The 26,905-nt window shown below is 41.2% G+C and carries 23 protein-coding genes; 17 read left to right on the top strand and 6 right to left on the bottom strand.

Features of this window, described 5'->3' with window-relative positions; all coding sequences use genetic code 11:
• Positions 1-14 precede the first annotated feature (14 nt).
• The 10 genes from gap to UR08_RS07290 all read left to right on the top strand — a co-directional run bounded on the left by gap (position 15) and on the right by UR08_RS07290 (position 8,584).
• The gene (gap, locus tag UR08_RS07335; protein ID WP_115753020.1) at positions 15-1,025 is read left to right on the top strand and encodes a type I glyceraldehyde-3-phosphate dehydrogenase; all 1,011 of its coding nucleotides are present in this window, start codon (positions 15-17) and stop codon (positions 1,023-1,025) included.
• A gap of 57 nt (positions 1,026-1,082) precedes the next feature.
• Entirely contained in the window at positions 1,083-1,448 is a 366-nt protein-coding gene (locus UR08_RS07330) for an iron-sulfur cluster biosynthesis family protein (RefSeq protein ID WP_165849961.1), read from the top strand.
• 153 nt (positions 1,449-1,601) lie between these two features.
• The gene (locus UR08_RS07325) at positions 1,602-2,489 is read left to right on the top strand and encodes a VOC family protein (RefSeq protein WP_115753018.1); all 888 of its coding nucleotides are present in this window, start codon (positions 1,602-1,604) and stop codon (positions 2,487-2,489) included.
• Positions 2,490-3,449 (top strand): ring-cleaving dioxygenase, encoded by a 960-nt coding sequence (locus tag UR08_RS07320; RefSeq protein WP_115753017.1) that lies wholly within the window; start codon positions 2,490-2,492, stop codon positions 3,447-3,449.
• Positions 3,450-3,457: 8 nt separating this feature from the next.
• Positions 3,458-4,078, top strand: coding sequence for an alpha/beta hydrolase (locus UR08_RS07315; RefSeq protein ID WP_115753016.1), 621 nt, complete (start codon positions 3,458-3,460; stop codon positions 4,076-4,078).
• Positions 4,068-4,685: a flavin reductase family protein gene (locus UR08_RS07310; RefSeq protein WP_115753015.1), complete on the top strand. Its 618-nt coding sequence runs from the start codon at positions 4,068-4,070 to the stop codon at positions 4,683-4,685. The genes UR08_RS07315 and UR08_RS07310 overlap by 11 nt, the downstream gene beginning before the upstream one ends.
• A gap of 322 nt (positions 4,686-5,007) precedes the next feature.
• Complete coding sequence (gene hflX / locus UR08_RS07305) at positions 5,008-6,267, top strand: GTPase HflX (protein WP_115753014.1); 1,260 nt, start codon at positions 5,008-5,010, stop codon at positions 6,265-6,267.
• Positions 6,268-6,397: 130 nt separating this feature from the next.
• Positions 6,398-7,000, top strand: coding sequence for a PepSY domain-containing protein (locus UR08_RS07300; RefSeq protein WP_115753013.1), 603 nt, complete (start codon positions 6,398-6,400; stop codon positions 6,998-7,000).
• 132 nt (positions 7,001-7,132) lie between these two features.
• The gene (locus UR08_RS07295) at positions 7,133-7,891 is read left to right on the top strand and encodes an ABC transporter ATP-binding protein (RefSeq protein WP_115753012.1); all 759 of its coding nucleotides are present in this window, start codon (positions 7,133-7,135) and stop codon (positions 7,889-7,891) included.
• 42 nt (positions 7,892-7,933) lie between these two features.
• On the top strand, positions 7,934-8,584 hold the full coding sequence (locus UR08_RS07290; RefSeq protein ID WP_115753011.1) for a GntR family transcriptional regulator: 651 nt from the start codon (positions 7,934-7,936) through the stop codon (positions 8,582-8,584).
• A 42-nt stretch (positions 8,585-8,626) separates the two neighbouring features.
• On the opposite strand, the gene UR08_RS07285 is transcribed toward UR08_RS07290, so the two are convergent.
• Positions 8,627-9,619, bottom strand: coding sequence for an acrylyl-CoA reductase family protein (locus UR08_RS07285; protein ID WP_115753010.1), 993 nt, complete (start codon positions 9,617-9,619; stop codon positions 8,627-8,629).
• A 142-nt stretch (positions 9,620-9,761) separates the two neighbouring features.
• On the opposite strand from UR08_RS07285, the gene UR08_RS07280 reads away from it, so the two are divergent.
• From UR08_RS07280 to UR08_RS07265, 4 genes are all read left to right on the top strand, one after another.
• Positions 9,762-10,685, top strand: coding sequence for a diacylglycerol/lipid kinase family protein (locus UR08_RS07280; RefSeq protein ID WP_115753009.1), 924 nt, complete (start codon positions 9,762-9,764; stop codon positions 10,683-10,685).
• 65 nt (positions 10,686-10,750) lie between these two features.
• Positions 10,751-11,065 carry a hypothetical protein gene (locus tag UR08_RS07275; protein WP_115753008.1) on the top strand — a complete coding sequence of 105 codons (315 nt, stop codon included), beginning with the start codon at positions 10,751-10,753 and terminating at the stop codon, positions 11,063-11,065.
• Positions 11,066-11,173: 108 nt separating this feature from the next.
• Positions 11,174-12,346 (top strand): serine hydrolase domain-containing protein, encoded by a 1,173-nt coding sequence (locus UR08_RS07270; RefSeq protein ID WP_115753007.1) that lies wholly within the window; start codon positions 11,174-11,176, stop codon positions 12,344-12,346.
• A 61-nt stretch (positions 12,347-12,407) separates the two neighbouring features.
• Positions 12,408-12,794, top strand: coding sequence for a hypothetical protein (locus UR08_RS07265; protein WP_115753006.1), 387 nt, complete (start codon positions 12,408-12,410; stop codon positions 12,792-12,794).
• Positions 12,795-12,839: 45 nt separating this feature from the next.
• Here UR08_RS07265 and UR08_RS07260 read toward each other — a convergent pair whose 3' ends face one another.
• The 3 genes from UR08_RS07260 to UR08_RS07250 all read right to left on the bottom strand — a co-directional run bounded on the left by UR08_RS07260 (position 12,840) and on the right by UR08_RS07250 (position 16,877).
• The gene (locus UR08_RS07260; protein WP_276309265.1) at positions 12,840-13,307 is read right to left on the bottom strand and encodes a DUF986 family protein; all 468 of its coding nucleotides are present in this window, start codon (positions 13,305-13,307) and stop codon (positions 12,840-12,842) included.
• Positions 13,308-13,412: 105 nt separating this feature from the next.
• Positions 13,413-13,892, bottom strand: a complete 480-nt coding sequence (locus tag UR08_RS07255; protein WP_115753004.1) for a mannose/fructose/sorbose PTS transporter subunit IIB — start codon at positions 13,890-13,892, stop codon at positions 13,413-13,415.
• 168 nt (positions 13,893-14,060) lie between these two features.
• Positions 14,061-16,877, bottom strand: coding sequence for a sigma-54-dependent transcriptional regulator (locus UR08_RS07250; RefSeq protein ID WP_115753003.1), 2,817 nt, complete (start codon positions 16,875-16,877; stop codon positions 14,061-14,063).
• A 299-nt stretch (positions 16,878-17,176) separates the two neighbouring features.
• On the opposite strand from UR08_RS07250, the gene UR08_RS07245 reads away from it, so the two are divergent.
• The 3 genes from UR08_RS07245 to UR08_RS07235 all read left to right on the top strand — a co-directional run bounded on the left by UR08_RS07245 (position 17,177) and on the right by UR08_RS07235 (position 24,361).
• Positions 17,177-21,583, top strand: coding sequence for a 2-hydroxyacyl-CoA dehydratase (locus UR08_RS07245; RefSeq protein ID WP_115753745.1), 4,407 nt, complete (start codon positions 17,177-17,179; stop codon positions 21,581-21,583).
• 472 nt (positions 21,584-22,055) lie between these two features.
• Positions 22,056-23,744 carry an MFS transporter gene (locus tag UR08_RS07240; protein ID WP_115753002.1) on the top strand — a complete coding sequence of 563 codons (1,689 nt, stop codon included), beginning with the start codon at positions 22,056-22,058 and terminating at the stop codon, positions 23,742-23,744.
• Between the two features lie 89 nt (positions 23,745-23,833).
• Positions 23,834-24,361, top strand: a complete 528-nt coding sequence (locus tag UR08_RS07235) for a PadR family transcriptional regulator (RefSeq protein WP_115753001.1) — start codon at positions 23,834-23,836, stop codon at positions 24,359-24,361.
• Between the two features lie 184 nt (positions 24,362-24,545).
• Here UR08_RS07235 and UR08_RS07230 read toward each other — a convergent pair whose 3' ends face one another.
• Positions 24,546-25,880 (bottom strand): GntT/GntP/DsdX family permease, encoded by a 1,335-nt coding sequence (locus tag UR08_RS07230; RefSeq protein ID WP_115753000.1) that lies wholly within the window; start codon positions 25,878-25,880, stop codon positions 24,546-24,548.
• Positions 25,881-25,897: 17 nt separating this feature from the next.
• Positions 25,898-26,905 carry a sugar kinase gene (locus tag UR08_RS07225; protein ID WP_115752999.1) on the bottom strand — a complete coding sequence of 336 codons (1,008 nt, stop codon included), beginning with the start codon at positions 26,903-26,905 and terminating at the stop codon, positions 25,898-25,900.

Here is a 26,905-nt window from a genome sequence, read left to right as displayed (position 1 = left end):
GGAGGAGAAGTTTTATGACAGTAAAAGTTGGGATTAACGGATTTGGTCGGATTGGTCGTTTAGCTTTCCGCAGGATCAAGGAAGTTTCAGATGATATTGAGGTTGTGGCAATTAATGACTTAACGAATCCAGAAATGCTTGCACAACTCTTGCAATTTGATTCAACGCATGGCACCTATCCGGGTACGGTAAAAGCAACGGAAAATTCAATTGTTGTAGACGGGACAGAAACGCGTGTTTATGCAGAACCTGATGCAAGCAAGATTCCTTGGGTGAAAGAACAAGGTGTCGACATTGTCCTTGAATGTACAGGCTTTTATACATCTGAAGAAAAAGCGCAAGCTCACTTGGATGCAGGCGTGAAACGCGTCGTGATTTCAGCTCCAGCAGGTCAAATGAAGACGATTGTGTATAATGTGAATGATGATACGCTAACTAAAGATGATAAAATTATTTCTGCGGGTTCTTGCACGACGAACTGCTTGGCTCCTATGGCTTACTTCTTAAATAATGAGTTTGGAATTCAAGTGGGAACGATGACAACGGTTCATGCGTATACGTCTACTCAAATGTTACTTGATGGTCCTGTTCGTGGGGGGAACTTGCGTGCGGCTCGTTCAGCTGCTGATAATACGATTCCACATTCTACGGGAGCTGCAAAAGCGATTGGTCTCGTTATTCCAGAACTGAATGGTCGTCTTCAAGGTCATGCGCAACGGGTCCCAGTTGTAGATGGCTCGCTTACTGAGCTTGTGGCGATACTCGACAAAAAAGTAACGGCTGATGAAGTGAATGCGGCTATGAAGAAACATACGGAAAATAATCCTTCGTTTGGCTATGATGATCGGCAAATTGTTTCGGGTGATGTGATTGGAACCACATTTGGTTCGATTTATGACCCAACGCAAACGGAAGTGACAACTGCTGGGGATACGCAACTTGTTAAAACGGTAGCTTGGTATGATAATGAATATGGTTTCACTTGCCAAATGATTCGTTTGCTTGAAAAATTTGCAAACTTATAAGGCTTAAATTTTGAAGGCGGCTTTTTGGGTCGCCTTTTTTGCTAGGTGGTGAGAAATTTGCGGATTGAATTATCGGAGGAAGCAGCTGAGAAGATTTTGAATCAAAAACCGGATGGAGCAAAATTGATTTTGAATTTGAATGACGGAGCAGGGAAGTTTTCTGATCTTGCTGGGAGTTGTAGCTTGGATTTAGCATTCGATCTTGTATTCGCGGATTCGAATGAGGATTTGCATGAGTATACGGCGGAAATTGATTCGGATATCGGGACCTTTTATGCGAAACCGTATTCGCTTGATTATTTGGATCAGGATAATCATCTGAGGGTGAGCGGCATGGGGATGCTTGTCCTTAGCGGCACTTATAGCGGTACAATTTCGGGAAATGTTCCTGTGAAGGATAAAACGTCAATCGCCAAAAATTAAAAAGAAGCAACTTGTTCGCTGAAAGGGAACAGGTTGCTTCTTTTGCTAAAAAGGCGTTTTGGATAGGAACTTATTTTTTGTAAGCAAAGTGCTTTACTTTTTAAAAGTTTAGTTATAAACTATTGGTATCACGAATAGGAGGAGGGGAACATTATGATACAAGGAATCCACCATATTTCGGCATTTATTAAGGATTTTGAGACGACACATCATTTTTATCAAGATATTTTGGGCTACCGGTTAGTGAAAAATACGGTCAATCAAACGAATTTAAAGATGCGGCACTTGTTTTATGGGGATTATGCGGGAACGCCTGGAACGGTTTTGACGTTTTTTGAAATTCCGCGAATCGGGCATACCTACGAGGGCTCTCATTATTTTGGCAGGGTTTCGTTAGGCGTTCCGGATGGTAGTCTGGCTTTTTGGGAAAGGCGACTTGATCGTTATGGCTGTTTGTTTAAGCGTGATGAAACTGGGATTTTATTCGAAGATCCTGATGGGATGAAATTGCGTCTTATGGAAATTCCAGAAGTGATTGAGCAGAGTTTAGCGACTCGGCATAGCGAGATTAGCCGGGAAAAGCAAATTATTCGGATTGTCCAAGTGGAGATTTGTACGAATGTTCCCTTGGAGACGGAAAGCTGGCTTAAGGAGATCGGTTTTCAAGGGGAAGCAGGGCGCCTGTCGAATGATGTGGCGGGTAATTTTACCCAAGTGATACCGAATTTTCTTGCTGAAAAAACGCGGTTTGGTCGTGGTGCAATTGATCACCTTGCTTACGCACTTCGGTCGAAACAGGAGGTCGATGAGCTGCATGCTTGGGCTAAGGATCGTGGCTTCATTGTGGAAGAGCTAGCGGATCGTGGCTATTTTAAGAGTCTTTACTTGCGGGATCCTGGTGGTGGACGGATTGAATTTGCTAGTCTTGAGCCGGGTTTCACGCTTGATGAAAATTTGGAAGATTTAGGGTCTGGTCTTCGTTTGCCGCCGTTTTTAGAAGTGAAACGTGCAGAAATTGAATCTTATTTTGGAGGGGTTTAAATGTTGAAAGAATTACGAGGGATTCACCATGTGACTGCGATGACAAGCAGCGCTGAAAAAAATTATGATTTCTTTACGAATGTACTGGGGATGCGTCTTGTGAAAAAGACGGTTAACCAAGATGATATTGCGACGTATCATTTATTTTTTGCGGATGATGCGGGAAATGCGGGTACGGATATGACGTTTTTTGATTTTCCTAATTTACCAAAAGGTCGCGCTGGAACGGATAGTATTTCGCTTACTTCGTTTCGTGTTCCAAGTGATGCGGCACTTGAATACTGGAAGGAACGCTTTCATAAGTTAGAGGTTACGCACGGGGAAATTGAAACGGTTTTTGGAAGAAGAGTGTTGACCTTTGAAGATTTTGATGAGCAAAAAATGCAGCTGATTTCGGATCAAACGGATAACGGTGTGGCTCCTGGGGTAGCATGGCAAAAGGGACCTGTTCCACTTGAATATGCGATTTATGGTTTGGGTCCTGTAAAACTTACGGTGACATCTCTTGAAAATATGGATGCAGTTTTAAAGGCTGTGCTTGGATTTAGTTATGTGAAAGAAGAAAATGGCTTGCATCTTTATGAAGTAGGCGAAGGCGGAAATGGGGCTTCTGTATTTGTAGAAGAAAGAACAGATTTACCGCCTGCAATGCAAGGTTACGGCGGGGTTCACCATGTCGCTTTCCGTGTGGCAGATCACGAGGAATTGCTCAAATGGATTGAGCGCATCAATTCGTTTCAAGCCCCTAATAGTGGCTTTGTAGATCGCTACTATTTCGAGTCGCTTTATATGCCAGCAAGTCGTCAAATTTTGTTTGAATTTGCAACGGATGGTCCTGGCTTTATGGGCGATGAACCTTATGAAACGCTGGGCGAAAAACTGAGTTTGCCACCATTTTTGGAACCAAAACGCGATGAAATCGAGGCGTATGTGCGCCCGCTTGATACGAAAAGGAGCTGATTTTCGAGATGGAACATCTTTTTATTCCAGGAAAAACGAACGCACCGCCTGTTTTATTATTGCACGGGACAGGTGGCGATGAGCATTCGTTAGTTGATGTAGCACGGTTTGTCGCGCCAGATGCTCCTGTTCTTTCGCTCCGGGGAGACGTTTCGGAAAATGGCGCGAATCGATTTTTCAAGCGATTTGCGGATGGTTCTCTGGATTTAGTGGATTTGGCAGGAAAAACGAAGGATTTGCTTAGCGAAACGAAGCGACTTGCTAAAGAATATGGATTAGACTTTCACGATTTTGTGGCACTTGGTTATTCGAATGGCGCCAATATTGCAGCCAATGCGCTTTTGCAAGAAGAAGACGGCTTTCATTATGGCATTTTGTTCCATGCTATGCCTGCTGGGAATGATCCAGCAACTTTTAATCTTGCACATCGTCGTGTGCTCTTGACGGCGGGAATGAATGATCCACTTGTAACACAAGCCGCTTCTGAGGCACTTTTGAAAGAACTAAAACAGCGAGGGGCGCTCGTTGAAACGGTGTGGACGGTTTCGGGTCACCAGTTGACTATGCCGGAATTAGAAGGCGCACGTGACTGGTACAAAAAGCTAAGTGGTGAGCAGTATGCAATTTGATGCGGATAAAATTTCGCCCAAGCAAAACTACAAGTTCTTGAGTGGAGCTATTATTCCGCGACCGATTGCTTTTGTCACGACACTTTCAGAAGACGGAAAAACGGTCAATGCCGCTCCGTTCAGTTTTTTTAATGTGGTTTCGAGCGATCCGCCGCTTGTCTCGATTGCGGTGCAGCGGGCGGATGGTGCAGAAAAGGATACGGCGCGAAATGCCAAGCAAAAAGGAGAGCTCATGATTCATATCGTTAGTGAGTCTTTTGTGGCAGAAATGAATGAAACGGCGGCACGTTTAAAGCCGGATGAAAGCGAACTAGAGCGAACGTCGCTTCATCTTGAACGGGTGGAAGGATTTGCTACACCAGAAATCAAGGAAGCAAAGATTAAACTTCGTGCCACGCTTGAAAAGAGTATTGCGATTCAAAATGATGCTGGACTTGTGACGGCGGATTTACTGCTTGCGCGGATTGTGCAGTATGAATTTTCAAGCGATATATTTGACGAAGAGAAAGAATATATTTTGCCAGACTTTTTGGATGTGGTTTCACGTCTGAGTGGAAATGATTATGCGAGGCTTGGCGAGCGTTATACGATTAGGCGTCCAGATTGATTTCTGGGCGTCTTGTTTTTTTAGACTGCCCATGTTAGAATGATGCTATCTAAAAGGTTAGGAGGGTTTGCAAATTATGTGGCTGTACAAATTTCGTTCCGAAATGAGTTTTAACCGCTAATTGAATAGTGCGGAGTGCCAGGTTTATTTTGGCATGGAACGGGACCAGTCTTTCACATTTTGTGACCCTATTCGGAAATGAACTGAACAAGTGATTTTAGGGAGAGACGATTTCGACTCTTCTTTTTTTATGCCTTCTTTTAAGGAGATATAGGGGAACGTCCTGGCCGCACTGGAAAAATTTTTCAGGAGGTCATTTTTTATGAATAAAAAAGTTATTTTAGTTGGTGTAAGTGGATCAGATAAGGATTTTGAATATACGATGCTTGAGCTTTACAATTTGGCAGAGGCAAATCATTATCAGGTTGTAGATGAAGTAAGACAAAACTTGGATAGTGCGCATAAAGCGACGTATGTTGGAAAAGGAAAGCTTGAGGAGTTGAAGCAGCTAGGCGAGATGCAAGAAGCGAATGCGTTAGTGCTGAATGATGAGCTAACAGGTTCGCAAATTCGGAATTTGGAAGATGCAACGGGGCTTCAGATTATTGACCGAACGGCGCTCATTCTTTCGATTTTTGCGGAGCGTGCAAAAACGCGTGAAGCGCAACTACAAGTAGAAATTGCGATGCTGAAATATGAATTGCCGCGAATGATTGGCGAAGGGGAATCACTGGACCAACAAGGTGGCGGTTCGGGTCTTCATAACCGTGGTTCTGGGGAAAAGAAGCTGGAGCAAGATCGCCGGATTATTAAAGACCGCATCAGCAGGTTAACGAAGGAACTTGATGCAATTGTTGCGGAGCGGGAAACGAGACGTAGAAAGCGCAAGAAAAATGAAATTCCGGTCGTTTCATTAGTTGGTTATACGAATGCTGGGAAATCGACTACGATGAACGGCCTTGTGGCACGGTTCAGTAATAGTGAACACAAACAAGTTTTTGAAGAAGATATGTTGTTTGCGACGCTTGAAACGAGTGTCCGCGAAATTGTGTTACCCGATCATAAACGTTTCTTACTAACAGATACGGTTGGTTTTGTCAGCAAGTTGCCAACGCACTTAGTGAAGGCTTTCCGTTCAACGCTTGAAGAAGCGAGGGATGCGGATTTGTTGATTCATGTTGTTGATTATTCGGATCCGAATTATCAGGCGATGATTGAAACAACGGAGCGGACGCTTAAAGAAGTCGGCGTTGAGGGTGTTCCGGTGTTGTTTGCATACAACAAGGCGGATAAAATAGCGGAGGAGAGCTATCCGGTTCTTGTGGGAGATACGTTCATTTATTCGGCGCGTGATGAGGCGAGTCTTGCTGAGCTTGCGGAAACGGTGAAAAGGCGGATTTTTACAGGGTATAAAAAGATGACGCTGTTAATTCCTTTTGATGAGGGGCAAATTGTGGCTTATTTGAATGATGAAGCGAATGTTCTTTCGGAGGAATATTTGAGCGAAGGGACGAAGGTTGAGGTGGAACTCAGTCCGGTTGACCAAGAGCGTTTTAAAAAATTTAAATGGCGAGTTTCCTAACAAAGGGAGAAATTGCTGCTTTATTTAGGGCTGCAGGCTTAGATTTAAACGGGGCGCAAAACGGATGAAAAAATGGGCCTGGTTTTGTATACTGTTAATGTAAGTGACTCGAAACTTTTGGAGGGATACGATGAAGAAGTGGGGGATTTTAGCGGTTCCTGTAGTGGCTTTAGCCTTATTAGGAGCTTGCGGAAATGATGAGGATCACAGTAAACATGAGATGAGTTCGAACGGGACAAAATCAGAGCAAAAGAGTTCAACAAACAAGAAAGCTTCTTATGATTTAAATGGAAAGAAGTTGAGTCTATCGTTTCAAGATGTGATCAAGCAATTTGAAGATAAATACGGGAAAGCGGCTGCAATTACTTCTGTGGAACTTGAAGAGGATAGTGGTCGGATCCTTTATTCAGTGGAAGGTATGGATGACCAAAATGAGTATAAACTTAAACTGGATGCCGAATCGAAAGAAGTGTTAGAGGATCATAAAGAAGCTGTAGATAGCGAAGATAAACGAGAATTAGATCAAGAAAAACTGGACTTGAATGGCTTGATTTCGGAAAGTGACGCGATGAAAAAAGCGGTTGCTAAGGTAGAAGGACCGGTTTCTTCTATAGAGCTAGATCGTTCTTATCAGGATACGGTTTATGATGTATCGGTAGAAACTGGTTCGGATGATAGCGAAGTTCGAATCAATGCGAAAACTGGAAAAGTTCTTTCTGTAGACCCACATTGATGGGGATAGAAAAACACTCTGTGTGTTGTACATTTATGTACGTCATATGGAGTGTTTTTTTGTTTACTTCTTTTCTCACCTGCTGTTCCATGTTAAACTGAAGGTAGTTGAAATTAGAAAAGAGTGTAAGCGGTGGGATTAACAAAGTTATTAGCGTTTTATCATAAAAAACTTGGAAATTGGAATTTAGTGTATAGTTTTATGAAGGGCTTTTGGGCGAGTTACTTCGTTCTTTTAATGATGCTCTTTTTGGGAACAGTCGCCGTTTTTTATTTTTTGAGCTCAGGAGTTGCTTGGTCTGTAGTTTTGCTTGATGCCATTCTTGCAATCCTCTTTTTTTATTTGTTGATTCACTTGCGGGCAAAACGATTGATTCGTGTTAAATTTCAACTGAGAAGCTTTAAGGAATTGCAAAAAATGAAGGATTATCTATTTTATGGGTACCTGGCAAAAAATGGATTTAAAACGCGTGCTGAGCTTGCTGAACTTATTTCGTTTATTCGCTCGGAAGCTAAGACGGGAACTGCAAATAAGAAAAAAAGCATGGTCGGGCTTATTTTTAAGATTTTTATCGCGGTGTTTTTAGCGATCTACGGCGGCAGCTTTTTGCTTGGACTGGACAAGAGCTGGAATCGGCTGTTAGCTGTACTGGTTATTCTACTGGCAGCAGTTTTGCTTTTCTATCTGGTACTTTGGCTTGAAAAGGCGCTGCACTATCTTTTTGGAAGGGATATGCGGCAAGCAGAACAGATGATACAAACGATTGTTTACATTCAAACTGTACTTCGTGCTAGGGAGAACACGGATTACGATCCTTTTCGGATGGTCGAAAAGAAGGTAGAGGTAAACCCGTTTTTGCAGGAAATTATTGATTCAAAATCCTTTTTATAAATTTGTTTCAGTCAGGTAAAGAGAGAAAGAAGGAGCTTGGAGATGGAAAACAAACGAAGAGAAACAATGGAAACGATGTGTTATCGGGAGTTAAAGGAACGAATTCAAAATGGTTTTTATCAGCCGGGAGAGCGGTTGATTGAAACGAAGATTTCAAAGGAAATGAATATTAGTCGGACGCCAGTTCGAAAGGCGATTTCGATGCTTGCGGTGGATGGCTTTGTTAAAAACACGGAATATCGTGGGGCTATTGTTGCAGATAGTCAACTAACGAAAGATAATTATATTGAAATGCTCGATGTGCTAGGCTTATTTTTAAAGCACGCTATTCGTCGCATTGAAGTGAAAAAGTTGCCGATTAATTATAAGCGGTTTGAAGAAAAACGATTGGAACTGAACTGGGCACTCGAAAGTAAGAAGGAAAGAGCTTACTTTTATTATGGTAAAGCGGTTTTGCTTGAATTTGTTTTTTATTTAAAAAATGACTGCTACTTGGAAATTGTAGAGGACTTTTCTGCAAAAATTGAACAGTTCGGGACGGCGGAAGTTTTTTCGATTATTGAACAATCTGGGAAGGACTTTGTGAAAAGTGTCGAGCAAATTTTGTTTTCAATTAAGAAGGAAAACTACTTTACAGCGTTTGAAGCTGTCGATCAAATTACAGAACGGCAAATTTTGTCGGCTTATCGGTAAAAAACCGAGATCCTCTTTGGGATCTCGGTTTTTTGATGGAAGTTAAATGAGTCTGACGAGATAGCGGCCTAAAATGCCATCTTGGACGTTTTTTTTAAGTGCTTCTGGAAGGTCTTGAAGGGGGATTTCAGTTGTGATGGCATCCAGAGAATCTAGTTTGAAGTCTGTTGCGATGTGATGCCAGACTTCTTTTCGACGTGCGTAAGGGCAGTAAACGGAATCAATCCCGAGCAAGTGGATGCCACGTAAAATGAACGGATAGACGGTTGAATTTAATTTATACCCGGCTGACATGCCACACGTGGTCACGCTTCCGCCGTACTTAGTTGTGCTTAACAAGTAGCTAAGAGGCTTTCCGCCGACGCAATCAATTGCATGAGCAAACTGCTCTTTATCAAGTGGACGCAACTTTTCTGGCTGGAAGGCTTCTCGGGATACTATTTCATCTGCTCCGAGCTTTGCGAGATAGTCAACGCGCCCTTGTTTCCCGCTTGAAGCAACGACTGAAAAGCCTAATTTGGAGAGAATAGCGGTTGCGATGCTTCCTACGCCACCTGTTGCCCCGCTTACGGCCACTTTTCCATCTTGTGGGCTTGCACCGTGATCTTGAAGCGCTAAGACGCTCATGGCCGCTGTAAATCCGGCTGTTCCGTAAATCATGGCTTCGCGTAGCGTGAGCCCGTCTGGAAGTGGCACGACCCATTTGCTTGGTACGCGGATATACTCGCTGTAGCCACCGAAGTGACTGACGCCGAGTTCATAGCTTGTGACAATGACAGGGTCGCCTTCTTTAAAATTGGAGTCACTTGAGGCAATGACAACGCCTGCAGCATCAATTCCTGGAATGAAGGGATATTTTTTGACAATATTTCCGCTTGCGAGTGTGGCCAGTCCGTCTTTGTAATTAATGCCCGAATAGTGGACGCGAATCGTTACATCGCCTTCAGGTAAGTCATCGAGTTGAATGGATTTGATTTCAAGGCTTGTTTCTTCAGGATTTTTTTGATCTACAAATAAAGCACGAAATGCAGTCATGGTATTCCTCCTTCAAATTTATCTAATTTCAATGTAGCGCTCGGATGAAAAATATTCAAGTTAAAGCGTTTATCCAGAGTTGTTTTTCTGTGCTATTAGCATGTATAATAAAGACGAATTGCAACTAAAGGAAGTGAAAGAGATGACGAAAGCAATGCTTGTTGTAAATCCATCTTCTGGAAAAGAAAAAGCGGAAGGCTATGTGGATAAAGCAGAAAAGACCTTGTTAAAACGATTTGATGAAGTAGAAGTGAAACGAACGGAAAAAGGCGGCGATGCGACGGATTTTGCTTCACATGCAGCTGAACAAAATTTCGATGCGGTCATTGCGATGGGCGGAGACGGGACACTTAATGAAGTGATTAATGGACTTTCGATTCATGAAAGCCGTCCAGCTTTTGGTTTTATCCCGCTTGGAACGGTGAATGATTTAGCACGATCGACGGGAATCCCGCTTAAGCCGAAGAAGGCGATCAAGATGCTTGAAACAGCTGTTCTTAGACCGATGGATGTTGGGAAAATTGAAGAACATTTCTTTATGAATGTGCTTGCTGTTGGGATGATTGCACAAGCAGTCGATCAAGTGAGTGTGGAACAGAAAACAAAATTTGGTTCGATTGCCTATTTTGTTGAGGGACTTAAAGCATTTAATCGTCATGAATTATTACAGTTTAAGCTCGATTATGATGAGGGGAACTTTGACGGAGATGCAGCTCTTGTTGTGGCAGGTTTAACCAATTCCGTAGGAGGCATGGAAAATTGGGCGCCGGATGCTGAAATTGATGATGGTTTGTTACATGTTTTTGTGCTAACAAAATTAGGGTTATTTGATGCTGCTGGCATGCTTCCACAACTGGTTAAAGGTACTCTGAAAAATAGTGACGGTGTGGAATACGTTCAAACGAAGCATCTTAAAATTGATGCGTCTGGTGAGGATCTTTCGGTTAATGTTGATGGGGATCCTGGTCCTGCTTTGCCGGTTGAAATTAAAGTTTTTCCGAGTCATTTGAATCTTTTTGTTCCAGAAGGTGGCAAAAAGAAAAAAAGTTTTTTTAAAGCATTTTAATAGTGATTCTTTTGCTTCGATCTGGTAAAATAAAATCACGACGAGTGAAAGAAGGTGGATGAGTCGTGGCAGAGCGTGAGGTTCTTTATAAAGGTCTTGCTAATGTCAAAACGGAATCAAGAGCAGCACCGGGAAAGCTGTACTTGACTTCGGAGAGCATTATTCATCAACCTAATGAAGCATTCGACGACGAAATAGAGATAAAGCTAGAAGAAATAGCCCGAGTTTCTGGAAAAAAGACAAAGTTTTTTGGTCTAGAGGTCTTGGCTAATTTGATAGAAGTCGAACTGAACGATGGTACAGTTTATCAGTTTGTGGTTAATCGGCAAAAGAAATGGTTGGGCGCCATTTCGAAGCTACTTAAAGAGCGTTTGAAGTAGTAAAGTAACTTTAAATTATGGGGGGCAAGCTATGGACGGCATGGCTTTGCCCTTTTTTATATTTATTCAAGTGGGGGATTGATTTATTTATAGAAGGAGAGAAAATTCGTGGCGCAATCTCGCTTAAAAAAAACACAAGAAAAAAAACAAAAACATCGCTTTTATTGGAGCTTGGTTTTAATTTTATTAATAGGAATCGGTGTTGGCTCGGTAGCTTCACTATTTATTACTTCATATGAAGCCAAAAATGAGGAATCGTCGAAATCAGCTACGGCTCCAGATTCAACTAAACCAAATAAAAAAGTGCCACTTAAGCCAAATAATTCAGTAAAAGCGAATGAGCTTCCTGAAAAAGCCATAGATGAATATTTAAAAAATAGCGGGTTTGTTGGTTCAGTTTATATCGAAGATAAAGGAAAATTTGTTTTAGAAAAGGGATATGGCTATTCTGATTTGGCAAGTGGCCGTAAAAACACAACTTCGAGTGTTTATTACATTGGTTCAATGCAAAAAGCAATGGTAGCCACGGCTTTCATGCAACTAGTGGAAAGAGGTCTTGTTCGCTTGGATGACCCAATCGCGAAGTATATTCCAAGCTTTCCAAACGGACAAAAAATTAAGATTGTAAATTTCCTTGGACACACAACAGGAATGAAGCCGCGGCATGAGGGAAATAACCCTATCACGCCATACCGAATTATCCGTGAAATTGAACAAGCGGGAATCAAGACGCAACCAGGTAAGTGGCAATATGCGGATGATAATTATTCGGTTATCGCTTATTTGATTCAAACGATTTCTGGCGTGGAGTTCGAAAATTACATGGAGCAGCATATTTTTATTCCTGCAGGGATGAGTGGTGCAGGATTCTATACGACTTATAATACGAACTTTATGCACACAGAAAGTTATCTGCGCGAAAAGGGCAAAATCATTAATGCGCCGGTTCGTCAAGATTTATCACAACTTTTTGGTGCAGGGGATATTTATATGGCAACTCAAGATATCAAAAAATTTGACGATGCGCTTTTGGGCGGAAAGTTAGTCGGAAAAGAAAGTGTAGCAAGAATGCTTAAGAAGGGGCCAGGAAAATATGGATTTGGTTTCTATGATTTAGGCAATCACTATATAGCTCGCGGAGTCCTCGCGGGTTATGAGGCTGGAAATGCGTTCACGAAAGACCGGAAAAAATTTGTTATTTTACTTTCAAATGCCCGAACGAAAGCTAAAACAGATTATCAATATACGCAAGATATTCTTGCGATTATGAATAAAAATTAGCTTGATTTGTAGGAACCGTGTTATAATAGTTTCGAACTTGAGATACAGGAGGAAACGATAATTGGAGATAAAGGTTCAAGACAAGATTCAGGACTCTCGAATTGTTTTTACGAGTGATTTTGGGGAGTGTATTGCAACTTGGGATGACGACGAGGAGCCGGATCCCGGGCGAAAATATACGGTCGAAGTTAATATTCCGAAATTGATTACGTTTGATGATGTAGATGAAAGTGAAGAGAAGCACTGTCTTTTAGAAAGAGATCAAGATGACCATATTCATATTGTAGGTATACTTGAAGATTACGAAGAAGACGGATTTGCTGTTTTGCGGCTGGAAGAAAGTATCATTTGTTTCGACTCAAAGTTTGATGAACAAATTGATCAGCTGCACGGGAAATTCATTGACTTATTTGTTCCTGAAATTAAAATAACAAGTGTTGGTATATAAAAAAAGACGACAAGGCTGCCTAAAATGGCAAACTTTGTCGTCTTTTTATTTGTATTCGGCAATGGTTTTCATCATTTTATCTAAGTCAGCTTCTGATCGCGGACGAAGCATTAAGCGAGAACGCCCAGTTTCAATCACGAGGATGCCATCTTCAGATAAGTTGATTCGTTCAATTTGCGCATATGGAAAGAAAATAAAAGTGTAGAAGAATCCTTCTGCTTTAAAAATTGCATGCGGCTTGCGGAAAAGTGAAATATAGAAAAACAAAACACTAAGAATTCCGAGTAACACGGTTGTTGACATGGAGCCGTTACGTGAAATATTTAATGCAAAAAGCAAAACGAGCAAACCAAAGAATATGTATCCATCGAATCTTCCTCGTGAACGAAGTGCTACTTTTAATTTGGTCGCCCCTTTCCAAAAAGCTAATACGATTAAATCATAAAGAATAAAGAGAACCGTGCCAATTACAAAAATTAAAAGAAAGATATTGGTAGCCGTCCATTCCATCATTTTTCACTCACATTCTATTGCAATTTACTGAATTGATCAGTTGTACATTATTGTAGCATACTTGATCAAACTCATAAAAGCAAAGCTTACTTCTAGAATTACCAGTTATTTATCAAGAAGCGGCATCAGTTTAACTTTACTATCGGATGCGACTTTGCGGATTTCAAGTTCGATCCCGCGTTTATGGAGCTCGCGAAAAGCCATTTTATCCGTTTCATCGACCGACACAGCGTTTGTAATTTGATTTTTTCCAGCTCGAAAAGCCATTCCACCGATATTAACAGACAAGATGGCAACACCCGACTTAACAAGCGTCAACACATCCATTGGGTTGGTAAACAGCAGTAAGACAGGAGTTGTGGCATATTGCGGGTTTTGGTAAACACGAATCGCTTTAGCAACATCAATCACGTTTACTTTTACGGCAGGCGGAGCGGCTTGAATGAGCAAAGTTTTTCTAAATTCATCTCTTGAAACCGCATCATTTATTACGATAATTCGCTCAGCTTTTGTTTCTTTTGTCCAAACGGTGGCTACTTGACCATGAATTAAGCGGTCGTCGATTCTAGCTAGACGGATATCCATTGGTAGATCGTCCTCCTTATTTTTCGCTATAAGTCATCATTTTTTTAGCAGCGGGCAAGAAAAAGCAGTATCTCTTGAATTATAGGGATTTCTGCATGATAAATCAACTCTCTTCGGAAACTTTGTCATTTTATGACGCAAAAAATAGCCCTCAAAAAGGAGGGCTATTTACACAGAATGCGCAGGCATCGTTTGGATGATGTCATGAATGTAGTAAAGTTCATCCTCCGTTAAACATAAATTAAGTCGTTTGGATACAGCTTCATTGGCTTTACTTAGCGCATCTAGTACAGCTGGATCGAAATTTGAACGGTCTTCGCGGTAAACGAGACCATCATTTACAACCATGCGTTCAAGCGCGCAGCCAATGTGGATGAGCAAATTGATTTTGAAAGCATTGTTTAGGATAGGAGCGGTATTTTCTTCCAAGACTTTTAGGAATGTATTCAAGATGTCAATGGTCTTTTTGGGATTTAAATAGGTCAAGAATTCACTTAGGCTGTCTTCAACGACTTCCTTGGCGATTCTGCCTGTCTCGCTTTTCTTGACAAAAACGTTCCGCCCTTTAATGAGGTTCACGAGTTGCTCTTCCCCGTCGCTTGCGAACAGCTTTTCAAGCGGGATGAATGGAACGGGCACATTTGGCTTCTCAATTCCTACGGCCATCAACACGTCATACTCTTCCATCAAAATTTTCATCTTATTTTCGCTTTCGTGAACGCCGATTGGAACGACACGAATCGGTTCGGTTGTAATCGTCTCTAAAATGTTTTCAATGAAGCCTTGTAATTTTTCAGCCGTTCCTTCGCCGGTTGCACAAATCGTAGCGATCGCGTGTGGTTTCGTATCTGTATCGAGCAAGTCATTATCAGAAGAAGCGTAACCGCCATAACCGCGGAAGTCTTTCAGTGCGTCATAAATATCGCTTAGATCGGTATCTAAGATGTTGGATTTGCGTACCGCTTCAATGACAGTTGCTGTTGAAACCATATCAATTGACCGGACATCAATCCCGGTTCGTTCAGTAATGACTTGTGCAAAGCCGGTCAGTGAGCCCATATCGACAAGCAGTAACACGCCACAGCCCATATCCAGTTCTTTTGCTCGCTCCGTCAATTTATCAAGTGTGATTTTTGGACTTTCATCAAGCGGCATGTCAATTCCTTCAACAAGCCCATCCCCAAGCAGTTTCTTGGCTACATTTACCATGCTTGTAGCGGTATTGTTCCCATGAGCGGCTACCAAAACAGCAACGCGCGAGTTTTCTTGATCTTTAAGCAAGGAACTGATCAACAGCGTCAAATAGAGTACTTCCATGTTCGGGACGCGGATATGAAAAACGGCTTCGATCTCGTCTTTAATTTCACGGGAAATATGATAAGCTTCAGGTTTATCTTCAACAACGTTTTCAATATTCGTGTATTTTAGCGGTTTGTTACTTTCCACTCGTTTAATGAAGGAAGTTAAATGTAGCGAAAACGCTAGTGCAAAGCGGTCATTGAGTTTTTTACCAAGGTGACGCTCGACGCGATCTCGTACTTCTTCTGCAAAACTTAAAATATCTTCGTTGACGATTTTTAAGATGTTTTCACGCGTTTGAATGGTGTTTTTGAATTTGTTATAAAAGCTATTCAAATGGACGTCAATATCCATCGTGATAAATTTCTTAATATCTTCACTTTCTACGCCTTGATCCATCAAAATCGAAGCTTTATCTTCAATAATTTTGTAAAGGTTGAAATTTGGCTCGTATTCATCGCTTGTGATAAAAGTGCGACTTTGTTCAGGGAAAATAGTTGTGTAAGGTTCAAGGTGTTCAGATATTTCCTGAAGTTCCTTGCGCCGCCCACTAAAATGGAAGAAACCATCTTTAATGTTGATCGGTAAGGTTTTGAAGTCGATCACGATTTCATCATTTTGATTAAAGCTATTTAAAAAGCCTTGGGCACAGACAAGCTGCACATTTGATTTCAGTTGACCGATATTTCCGTACGCAGTATTGCCTATTAAAGCTTTCGCAGCTTCATCTTCAATCCGAATCGGTTTATTCACGCGGTGTGCTTCATTAGATAACAAATGCGTCAGTAGTTCAACGCGTTCACGGGCGGTTCTTTCTTCAAAAGAAGGAAGCGAAATTGTAATCGGAATGCGGCGCACAAATGTTTTTAATAAAGAAGATTCAGGATCCTCAGTTGTAGCCCCAATGATCAAGACATCCGACTTGCGTTTTCGTTCCGTTTCGCCTAATTTATTGAAGGTCCCAGTATCCATTAAATAAAAAATCATTTCTTGACCTTCAGGAGGAAGACGATGGATTTCATCGAGAAATAGAATTCCGCCATTGGCTTTTTCAACTAGACCTTCTTTTTCTGTCTCTGCTCCAGTGAAAGCGCCTTTGATGTGTCCAAAAATGTGAGACATGAGTAGTTGTGGATTGTTATAATAGTCAGCACAATTAAATACAATAAAAGGAGCTTCTTCGGTTAACCGCTTCGTTTGACATGAAAAACGATACATTAAATTGGCGAAGAGAGTCTTCCCAACACCAGTTTGACCGAGTATTAGTGCATGTAAGCCATTCGGCGGATAAAGCATGGCTGCTTTGGCTTGTTCTACTGGTGTTTTAAGACTTGCGTCAGCCCCGATTAAATCTTCGAAGGGACTTCTTTTGCTTTCTTCAGAAGAAAAAAGCATAAGCAACTCATCGGTAGAGTGAAAAACAAGTTCAGAATCAGTTAACTTACGTCCTAATGTATGTTCAAGTGCGTCACGATCGTAGTATAGAACGGGACGACTATTGATCTTAACAAGTGCCCCTCTGCGACACAACTCGTTTAATTCCATGCTGACGTTGTTACGCAAAATTTGAAGTTCGTCTGAGAGGCGGGAAGCTGTGAAGCCTTCTCCATTTTCCACGAGTTCAACGATATTGCTGTCAGAACCGTGCTCTTTCAGGTAATGAAAGATTTTATCAATACGCTTCATAAATGGTTCACCTCATCAATTCTCATTATTAAAGTAGTGTATTGTTTTTAAGTGATACACTATTTTTTCTGTATCTATTTTAGCATTCATACAAGAAAAGTCAATTTTAATACGCTTTGTTTTCACTTTACAAATAAATTAATTAATGTGAAAATGAATGTGTCTATATTTACTAGGATTTCGGGATGATTTTGAGTGAGTAATCACTCATTATTGAAAGTTTATTTGTGAAAAGAAATACATAATTAAGTTCACAACTACACATGGAAAGTAAAAGCGGAAGAGAGAGGATGAAAAAGATGACGATTCACGTGGGGCTAGATGTAGGATCGACAACAGCAAAAGCCGTCGCTTTAAATGAAAAAGGGGAGATATTGTTTCAAACTTACAGACGTCACTATTCAGATATAAAAAAAGTGACGCTAGAAATTATGCAAGATGTAAGAAAAAAAGTAAATGAAGAAGAAATGACGTTTCAAGTTACGGGCTCTTCTGGATTAGCGATTTCAGAATTTTTGGATGTGCCTTTTGTGCAAGAAGTGATTGCTTGTACAGAAGCCGTTGAGCAAGTGATCCCAGAAACAGATGTTGTCATTGAGCTTGGCGGAGAAGATGCCAAAATCATTTACTTTACGGGTGGCATTGAGCAGCGAATGAACAATGCTTGTGCGGGAGGAACGGGAGCTTTTATTGATCAAATTGCTACACTTTTACAAACGGATCCGACTGGACTTAATGAACTAGCAAAATCAGCGCAAACGATTTATCCGATTGCTTCACGCTGCGGCGTATTCGCAAAAACGGATGTACAGCCACTTCTAAATGAAGGAGCGAGGAAGGAAGATATTGCAGCTTCGATTCTTCAAAGTGTTGTTACGCAAACTATTAGTGGGCTTGCTTGTGGGAGGCCAATCCGCGGAAAAGTGGCTTTTCTTGGTGGTCCGTTAACCTTTCTAGATCAATTGCGGTTTCGCTTCACTGAAACTCTTAAAATGAAAGATGAAGATATTATTGCACCACTGCATGCGGAATATTTTATCGCGCTTGGCACTGCTTTTTCCAGTAAAAAAGAAAAGGCGATTCGTCTTGATGCGCTTATCGAAAAATTATCCGATATGGATTTATCTTCTGTCCAAAAAGACACCGTGACATTGCCACCGCTATTTTGTTCTGAAAAAGAATTGGCAGATTTTCGAGCGAAGCATAATCAAATGAAAGCCCCACGAGCAAATTTAGCTGACTATGAAGGAGAAGCATATTTAGGCATTGATGCGGGTTCAACGACAACAAAACTCATTTTAATGGGTCAACAAAATGAAATCTTGTATTCCTATTATGGAAGCAACAATGGCAGTCCGCTGCAATCTGTTATTGATGAAACAAGCAAATTATACGAAGTTTTACCTGAGCAGGTGCGAATTGTTCAATCAGGAATTACAGGTTACGGCGAATCTTTGATTAAAGCCGCACTTAAAATAGATGTTGGCGAAATTGAAACTGTGGCGCATTACCGAGCTGCTCGCGAGTTTCTCCCCGATGTAGATTTTATTTTAGACATCGGCGGACAAGATATGAAATGTATGAAAATCAAAAACGGCGCGTTGGATAGCTTGATGTTAAATGAAGCTTGCTCGGCGGGTTGCGGCTCCTTTCTAGAAACTTTTGCGAAGACGCTCCATGTGCCGATTGAAGAGTTTGCCAAGCGGGCGCTTTCTGCAACGGCACCAGTTGACTTAGGTTCCCGTTGCACGGTTTTCATGAATTCAAAAGTGAAACAAGTTCAAAAAGAAGGGGTGAGGCTTGAAGATCTTTCAGCTGGACTTGCTTATTCCGTGGTCAAAAATGCGCTTCAAAAAGTGATTAAATTACGTAGTCCGAAAGATATCGGCGAAAAAGTCATCGTGCAAGGTGGGACTTTTTATAATGAAGCAGTCTTGCGCGCGTTTGAACTTTTAACTGGAAGAGAAGTTGTACGACCAGATATTGCAGGAATGATGGGGGCTTATGGAGCTGCACTAATTGCTAAGGAACACTATGAAACTGGAACTGTCACAGAGATGTTAGTTCTTGAAAAATTGCGTGATTTTAGTGCAAAAACTTCACAGTCGCGTTGTAACCTTTGTAGCAACACCTGCCAGTTGACGGTTACGCGTTTTGGGGATGACCGAACGTTTGTGAGTGGCAATCGTTGCGAACGAGGCGAACGGGTGGAAACGGTGAAAAATCTTTTACCTAATTTATATGCCTACAAGTTAAAGCGGACCTTTGACTATCAAGCGTGCAAAAAAAGCGAAGCAACGCGAGGGACGATCGGAATTCCACGAGCGCTTAACATTTATGAGAATTATCCACTTTGGTTTACTATTTTTGATACGCTTGGTTACCGCGTAGTGCTTTCCTCGAAATCATCAAAGAACTTGTATGAAAAAGGCATTGAAACGATTGCATCCGAAGCAGTTTGTTATCCGGCTAAGTTGACACATGGGCATGTGATGGATCTTGTCCGCAAAAAAGTAGATGCCATTTTTTATCCATCTGTTGTTTACGAAAAACCGGAATTTGGCGAAGCAACAAACAATTTTAACTGTCCTGTTGTGGCAGGCTATCCGGAAGTGATTCGTGTCAATGTGGATGCGCTTGAAGAAAAAGGCATCCCGATGTACAGTCCGTTTGTTGCGCTCGATAATGAAAAAGCCTTTATGGAAACAATGAAGCAAACCTTCCCTGAAATTCCTGCTGAAGAAATGGAGCAAGCCATTCGAAAAGGGTTGAGCGAAGCGGAAAACTGCCGGCGTGATATCCAAAAGGAAGGCGAAGCAGCGCTACATTATATGGCGAAAAATAATGTGAAAGGCATCGTCCTCGCTGGGCATCCGTATCACATTGATCCAGAAGTTAATCATGGCATCCCTGAACTCATCACGATGAACGGCATGGCAGTGTTAACGGAAGATTCAATTTCGCATCTTGGCACGATTGAGCACAAGCTACGTGTGGAAAATCAGTGGAAATATCATGCACGACTTTACCGGGCTGCAAGTTTTGCGGCGAAACAGGAAAATTTGGAATTCGTTCAGTTGACTTCATTTGGATGTGGCTTGGATGCGATTACGACGGATATGTGCCAAGAAATTATTGAAGGGCATAATAAAGTCTATACGCTGCTTAAAATTGATGAAATTAATAACCTTGGGGCTGCTCGGATTCGAGTTCGTTCTTTGAAGGCGGCCATTGAAGAACGCGATCGTCATCATATTAAGCCAACTGAAATGGCTTTGCCTAAGGAACGGCCGCTCTTTACGAAGAAAATGCGGAAAGAAGGTTATACGATTCTCGCGCCTCAGCTTGCTCCGACTCATTTTGCGATGCTTGAAGCTGCTGGGCAAGCAGCAGGATTCAACCTTGAAGTTCTGCCTGCAGTGACGCCACGCGGGGTCGATGAAGGCTTGCGTTATGTGAATAATGATGCTTGCTATCCGGCGATTTTGACCATCGGCCAGATGATGGATGCCTTGAAACATGGGGATTATGATTTGGAGCGGATTGCAGTTTTAATGACGCAAACAGGTGGCGGTTGCCGGGCGACAAATTACATTGCGATGCTCAAAAAGGCGCTTAAGGAAGCGGGGATGGAACAAATTCCAGTGATTTCGCTGAATGCAAATGGGCTTGAGAAGCAACCGGGCTTTAAGATGACGCCAGGGCTAGCGATGCGTTTCATGGCTGGGCTTGCACTTGGGGATGCGCTTGATCGGATGCTGTACCGTGTTCGTCCTTATGAAGCAGAGCCAGGGAGCGCGAACCGGCTGTATGCCAATTATTTGGAACAAGGTCGCGAACTGATGAAAAAGTATTCCTTTCGGGGATACAAGCAGTTCGCAAAAGAAATGGTACAGGCTTTCGATGAGCTACCTATTACGGGCAAGAAAAAACCGCGCGTTGGGGTGGTTGGCGAAATCCTCGTGAAGTTCCATCCAGGTGCGAATAACCACATTGTGGATGTGATTGAAGCGGAAGGCGGCGAAGCCGTCGTGCCAGATTTGACGGATTTCTTGCTATATTGTTGCTACGATGATCATTTTGCGGCCAATACGTTTGGGCGTTCTAAAGTGAAATCATTTGCTAAGCAAAGTGTGGCGATTCCGTTTATCAATCAATATCGCAAGCCAGTTGTGGATGCACTTCGGGCGAGTACACGTTTTGATGCACCGGAAAGCATCGAAGTGATCGCAGAAAAAGCAAGCCAATTACTTTCGCTTGGAAATAAGATGGGGGAAGGCTGGTTTCTAACGGGTGAGATGTTTGAACTCTTGGATAATGATGTGCCGAATATCGCTTGCTTACAGCCATTTGCTTGTTTGCCCAATCATATTACAGGACGTGGCATGATTAAGGGGCTTAAGAAACGCTATCCACACGCCAATATCATGTCGATCGATTATGATGCGGGTTCAAGTGCAGTTAACCAGTTAAATCGAATGAAGCTGATGCTCTCGATTGCGAAGAAGCAAATTGAAGTGGATAAGCTAGACTCGGGTTTCTTGCCAGAAGAAAAAGTAAGTATAGGGGCAGAATTGATTCGAGCTAAAGCGCGCCGTGTCAAAGATAGCGTGCCAGAAGCGGTGCGAGCGGCGACTTTTGCAGCCAAAGAAGCCCACGCTGGAACATGTTGCCACGGCGGCGATGATTGTCATTGTGGGAAATGAAAAACGTCTCGGGTCATGATTTCTTACAGCAATATATAAGAGAAGGCATTGAAAACAGATTATACGGTTTTCAGTGCCTTTTTGAATAATGAAGTCTCAACATAATTTATAAAGCTCAACTTATAAATCATATCAATATTGACAATGTTAATATAATCGAGATATAATGTGCATATATTGAAAAAGTACTCGCTGCAGAGGAATGGACGGAAGGTGAATGTAGTTTAGCTATTTGTAATGAGAATGGCTTCGATAAAGGACGCTAATCAGAATTTGAGACAGTCAGATACATTGAAGGATAGGGGTAAGTAGGTTTAAACGTCATGAAAACCGAATGATAATCAACACAGTATGCAAGACAGTTTAAGTAGGATAGCTGATAAGAAAATGGTAGAGAAGATACTTCTCTTTTTCTTTTTATGTTTTATTAACAAAATTAATATTTACATCATGAATAGAAAGTTGTGTGTGTATGAAAACTAAATTTACAATCATAGCAATGTGCATAGGAATCTTTTTATGTATGCTTGATACAACTATAATGAATATCACTTTACCAGCTATTCAAAAAGGGATGAGTGTAGATTTAAATACTCTCTCATGGGCATTAAATATATATACAATTTCATTTGCAGTATTTACAATCCCACTTGGTAGAATAGCTGAAATATTAGGAAGGCATCGAGTATATATTATAGGCCTATTCATCTTTCTTTTAGGCTCAGTTGGATGCGGCTTTTCGAAAGATGTCTATCAATTAATTGCTTTTAGAGCGGCTCAAAGTATTGGAGCAGCTATTGTTTTTCCAACGAGTATGGTCATCGGAATATCGACAACAACTATTGAAAAAAGGCAAAACGTAATTGCGGCTTTAGGCGTAACTCAAGGTTTAGCGGCTGCACTCGGTCCTACCATTGGAGGAATAGTCACACAATATTTAGGCTGGAGATGGGTTTTTATTATTAATATTCCGTTGATAGCGATCGCGCTGTTTATTTGTCTTTTTTCACTGAAACTAAAAAATGAAGAGAGAACTTTTGCTAAGATTGATGTAGTTGGAGCAATCTTAAGTATGCTGTTTTTATTTAGCTTAACTTTAGGACTAGTAAAAGGAAGAGAATGGTCTTGGTTTTCTGCGCCAATCATTCTATTACTAGCTTCTAGTTTGATATTCTTATTGCTTTTTATAAAATACGAAAAGCAGTGCAAAGAGCCGATGATACCAATCAATTTGTTTAAAAATAGGCAATTTATCGGAGCATCACTCACAGTTGTTTTAAGCAATTTATTTTTAATTGGTGTCACTGTTCTTTTACCGACATTTCTAACGAAGATACAGGGTGAAAATGAATTACGTGCTGCTTTACTAGTCACTCCTATTTCAGCGATGATATTTATCTTTTCACCAATTGCAGCAATACTTATTAAAAAATTAGGTTCGAGAGTAGTTATCTTTTCAGGTTTTTTTGCTATGACATTGGCTTATGTATCCCTTGCTTATCTGGATGTTTCAAAAAGTTATACTCAAATGATGATATCCTGTCTACTATTGGGATTTGGCTATGGAATTATTGTTGGTCCAATTACGGTTTTAGCAGCATCAGATTTCACAGGCGAACTGTTAACAGCTTCTCAAAGTGTGATTGGTGTACTAAGGCAAATTGGCACGGTTTTGGCGGTCGCAATTTTCGTATCCTCACTAACGGCCAATATCAGTAGTGCGAAAGAACAAGCGCTGCGTTACTCTGAAATCGAAATTAACAAATTACAAATTCCAAATGAGAATAAGAAAATTATGCAGAAACAAACAGAAAAACAAATTTTGTCTGAGATACGAGACACAGCCTCCACACAACATATTAGCGCGGGTGAAAGAGACGCTATTATCGAAAAAAATTATCAAAAAACACTTGGTAATTTGGAAGGCTCAGAGTTGAATAAAGCAGCTCGTGAACAGATAAAAAGAAAGGTAGTGAAACAAGTTGATGCAAAGATCAAAAAAATAAATGAAGCAATAAATAAAACTATAATAAAAATCAAGAACTACACGCAGCAGAATATTAGTGATGCATTCTTGATACTTTATAAGTGGTCAATTCCTTTTATATTCATTTCTTGCTTTATATCCGCATACTTTTTCCGGGCGAGAACTAGGGAATAGCAGTCGGTTGGTGTAAACAATTTTTTTTGTGGTACTATAGTAATTAATGAGATTCTGCATTAATTAAAGCGAAAGACGAGGTGCGAGTTTTGAAAGGGAAAGATGTTATCTTAGGATTACTTTTAAAGAAAGAACGAACGGGCTATGATATTAATGATATATTCCAAACAATTTTTACTCATTTTTTTGATGGTTCTTTTGGAATGATATATCCGACATTACGGACATTAGAAAAAGAGGGGAAAATAGAAAAGAAAGTGATTGTACAAGAAGGACGTCCTAATAAAAATGAGTTTTCTATTACAGAGCTGGGGAAAGAAGAGTTCTTTTCTTATATGAAGTCGCCTGTAATGCCTGAGAGCAGGAGATCTGACTTTCTAATGAGAATGTATTACGGTGAATATCTTGAGCAGAGCAGGCTAGTAGAAATAATAAAGAAGGAAATTGAAGAAAAAAAGAGCTTGATACATCAGTTAGAGTCTGACTACCAAAAGTGGAAAGGAAACTTAACGGATACTCAACAAATATCCTTTGATATTGGGATCGCACAATACACAGCTGAAATTGAAGTTCTTCAAAAACAGTTAAAACGTTTAGAAAGAAAGAATGAAAAGTAAAAGCTGTCTTCGGAAGTTGTGACGATAAAGGTATCAGAAAACAAGCTTGATGTGGTAATATGTCGGGAAGTGATGTACTATAACATTGCTAAAATAATTAATTCTTGCTAAAAATAAAAAAACTGCCAAAATTTGATTCTGAAATTTTGGCAGTTTTTTATTTGAAACACGAGACATTTTTTTGTTAAACGAAAATATCAACAATTAGTACCATGATAAATACGCTGAATGATAACAGGGTTTCTAGCACGGTCCAAGTTTTGAAGGTTTCTTTGACAGTGAGTCCCATGTATTCTTTAACGAGCCAAAAGCCTGCATCGTTAACGTGTGATAGCATGAGAGAACCAGCGCCCGTTGCGATAACTAGTAAGGCAGTATTGACGCCTGTCATTTGTTCTACGATTGGAGCGACAATTCCTGCTGCTGTTGTGAGGGCAACAGTCGCTGAACCTGTTGCAACTCGGATGAGCCCGGCAACAAGGAAACTCATTACAATCGGAGATAGATTCATTTGGCCTGATAGATTTGCAATGGCTGTTGCGACACCTGTGTCAATTAGGATTTGTTTGAATGCTCCGCCTGCTCCAATGATTAAAATAATGGAAGCAAGGGGCTTCATGCTGTCGTCCGTTAAACCGCGGATGATTTCTGCATTTAAACCTAGGCGGAAACCAAGTAGTATGTAAGCCACAAACACGGAAATCAGTAAAGCAATCAGCGGGCTACCAATGAAATCAATGATGCTTGTGAGGCCGCTAGGTAGTTTGAATAGGGCTGCAATCATTGTTAGTAGCATTAAGATGATTGGTAAGAAAACAATGAAGAATGATACGCCAGCGGATGGCAATTTTTCGTTATCTTTGATGACATCGGGACGCATGAGGTCAGGTTCATTTTTTGGCGTGATTCGTTTGCTGATGAATTTTGCGAATAAAGGACCTGCGACGATGCCCGCTGGAAGTGCGAAACAAAGCGAATAAAGCAAGACTTCGCTGACATTGGCATTATAAATGCCGATTGCAGTCATGGCACCTGGATGTGGCGGGATGATTCCATGCGCGATGGAAAGCCCCGCAAGAACTGGAAGGCCAAGCAAGAGAATGTTCTTCTTGACTGTTTTTTGGATTGAAAGCACGATTGGTAGTAGGATGACAAGTCCAACTTCGAAGAAAACGGGGATCCCGATAATCAGTCCGGAGAAGAACATCGCCCAAGGCAAGCGCTTGGCTCCGAAGCGTTCTACGAAGAAATTAGCAATTTGCATACCCGCCCCAGAGGTGGACATCATTTTTCCAAGGATTGTTCCAAGTGCTAAGATGCCGACTAAATGGCCAAGAACACCGCCGACGCCCGTTTCGAAGGCGGTGGTGATTTTGCCAAATGGCATACCGGCAAATACTGCTAAAAAGATGGTGGCAACTGATAAGCTAAGATAGGCATGCCATTTCCACCAAGATACACCTAAAATGACGATGGCAATTGCAACGATGGTGATTGAAAACAGATAGATGTCGTGCATATTTTTCTCTCCTTTTTTTAACGAATTAGACTTTGTTGTCTGCCTTCCATAAGTGCCTCTACTTCTTCCAAGGTAGTATGTGGCACGTCTCCCGTAATGGTGTGTGCAAGGACAGCGTTACTTACTGCGAATTCCAATATTCTTTCTTCTGGCCAGTTATTTGCAAGGCCAAAAATGATTCCTGCCGCATAAGCATCTCCTGCTCCGATGCGATCAAGTAAGTCAACTGGCATTGTGCTGCTGACTTTAAAGCTTTCGCCGTCCATAAAGCCGGCTAGGGAGTGTTCGTGGTTTTCAAAGCCACGGTTAGTCCCCACATAGTTTTTAACGTGATATTTTTGCTTGAAAGTGGCAATTCCCATTTGCAATTGTTCTAAGTAGGGAAGCTCTTCGTTTACTTCGATATCAAGTAGTTCTGTGAGGTCACGAATTCCGCCAAAAACAGTGTGTGCAAGCGATAGGATTTTTTCATATTGCTCTTTGATGAACGCTTTGCTATGTTCTGTGTTTAAACTTGGACGGTAATTGAAATCAAAGTAAAGAGGTTTTCCAAACTCGTTTGCACATGCTGCTAATTTTAAAGCGGTTTCACGAGTGCGTTCATTTAATAATAAGGAAATGCCGCAAATGTGGATGATATCATTTTCTTTGACGGCTTCCTCGATTGGATAGCTAGCTGGGTTGGCTTGACAAAAGGCGCTTGCTAAACGATTTTGATAAGTGACAACCGTTGGGCGTACGCCGTAGCCAAGTTCAACGAAATAGCTGCCCATGTGATTGCCGTTAAATTGGATATGATGATCTTGGATGCCGTATTTACGAATGTTTGCTGCAGCCATTTTTCCTACGTTGTTATCTGGAAGAGTCGTGAGCAAAGTGGTTTCCATCCCAAAGTTACTGAGATTTGTTAATAAATTGACGCCAGTTCCTGTGATTTGATAAGTGAGCTGATTGGTCTGTGCGAGTAATTGATAATCAGGAGGAGTGAATCGTAAATTCACTTCTCCATAGGATAAAACTTTCAT

This window comes from Listeria kieliensis (assembly GCF_003369925.1).
In the GTDB taxonomy this organism is placed as follows: Bacteria; Bacillota; Bacilli; order Lactobacillales; family Listeriaceae; genus Listeria; species Listeria kieliensis_A.
Note: the sequence above shows the minus strand (reverse complement) of the source record. Positions and strands in the feature narration are given on the sequence as shown.

Coding starts and splice junctions, on each gene's coding strand:
- gap (WP_115753020.1), top strand. CDS start 15: ATGACAGTAAAAGTTGGGATTAACGGATTTGGTCGGATTGGTCGTTTA.
- UR08_RS07325 (WP_115753018.1), top strand. CDS start 1,602: ATGATACAAGGAATCCACCATATTTCGGCATTTATTAAGGATTTTGAG.
- UR08_RS07320 (WP_115753017.1), top strand. CDS start 2,490: ATGTTGAAAGAATTACGAGGGATTCACCATGTGACTGCGATGACAAGC.
- UR08_RS07315 (WP_115753016.1), top strand. CDS start 3,458: ATGGAACATCTTTTTATTCCAGGAAAAACGAACGCACCGCCTGTTTTA.
- UR08_RS07310 (WP_115753015.1), top strand. CDS start 4,068: ATGCAATTTGATGCGGATAAAATTTCGCCCAAGCAAAACTACAAGTTC.
- hflX (WP_115753014.1), top strand. CDS start 5,008: ATGAATAAAAAAGTTATTTTAGTTGGTGTAAGTGGATCAGATAAGGAT.
- UR08_RS07300 (WP_115753013.1), top strand. CDS start 6,398: ATGAAGAAGTGGGGGATTTTAGCGGTTCCTGTAGTGGCTTTAGCCTTA.
- UR08_RS07290 (WP_115753011.1), top strand. CDS start 7,934: ATGGAAAACAAACGAAGAGAAACAATGGAAACGATGTGTTATCGGGAG.
- UR08_RS07285 (WP_115753010.1), bottom strand. CDS start 9,619: ATGACTGCATTTCGTGCTTTATTTGTAGATCAAAAAAATCCTGAAGAA.
- UR08_RS07280 (WP_115753009.1), top strand. CDS start 9,762: ATGACGAAAGCAATGCTTGTTGTAAATCCATCTTCTGGAAAAGAAAAA.
- UR08_RS07260 (WP_276309265.1), bottom strand. CDS start 13,307: ATGATGGAATGGACGGCTACCAATATCTTTCTTTTAATTTTTGTAATT.
- UR08_RS07255 (WP_115753004.1), bottom strand. CDS start 13,892: ATGGATATCCGTCTAGCTAGAATCGACGACCGCTTAATTCATGGTCAA.
- UR08_RS07250 (WP_115753003.1), bottom strand. CDS start 16,877: ATGAAGCGTATTGATAAAATCTTTCATTACCTGAAAGAGCACGGTTCT.
- UR08_RS07245 (WP_115753745.1), top strand. CDS start 17,177: ATGACGATTCACGTGGGGCTAGATGTAGGATCGACAACAGCAAAAGCC.
- UR08_RS07240 (WP_115753002.1), top strand. CDS start 22,056: ATGAAAACTAAATTTACAATCATAGCAATGTGCATAGGAATCTTTTTA.
- UR08_RS07230 (WP_115753000.1), bottom strand. CDS start 25,880: ATGCACGACATCTATCTGTTTTCAATCACCATCGTTGCAATTGCCATC.
- UR08_RS07225 (WP_115752999.1), bottom strand. CDS start 26,905: ATGAAAGTTTTATCCTATGGAGAAGTGAATTTACGATTCACTCCTCCT.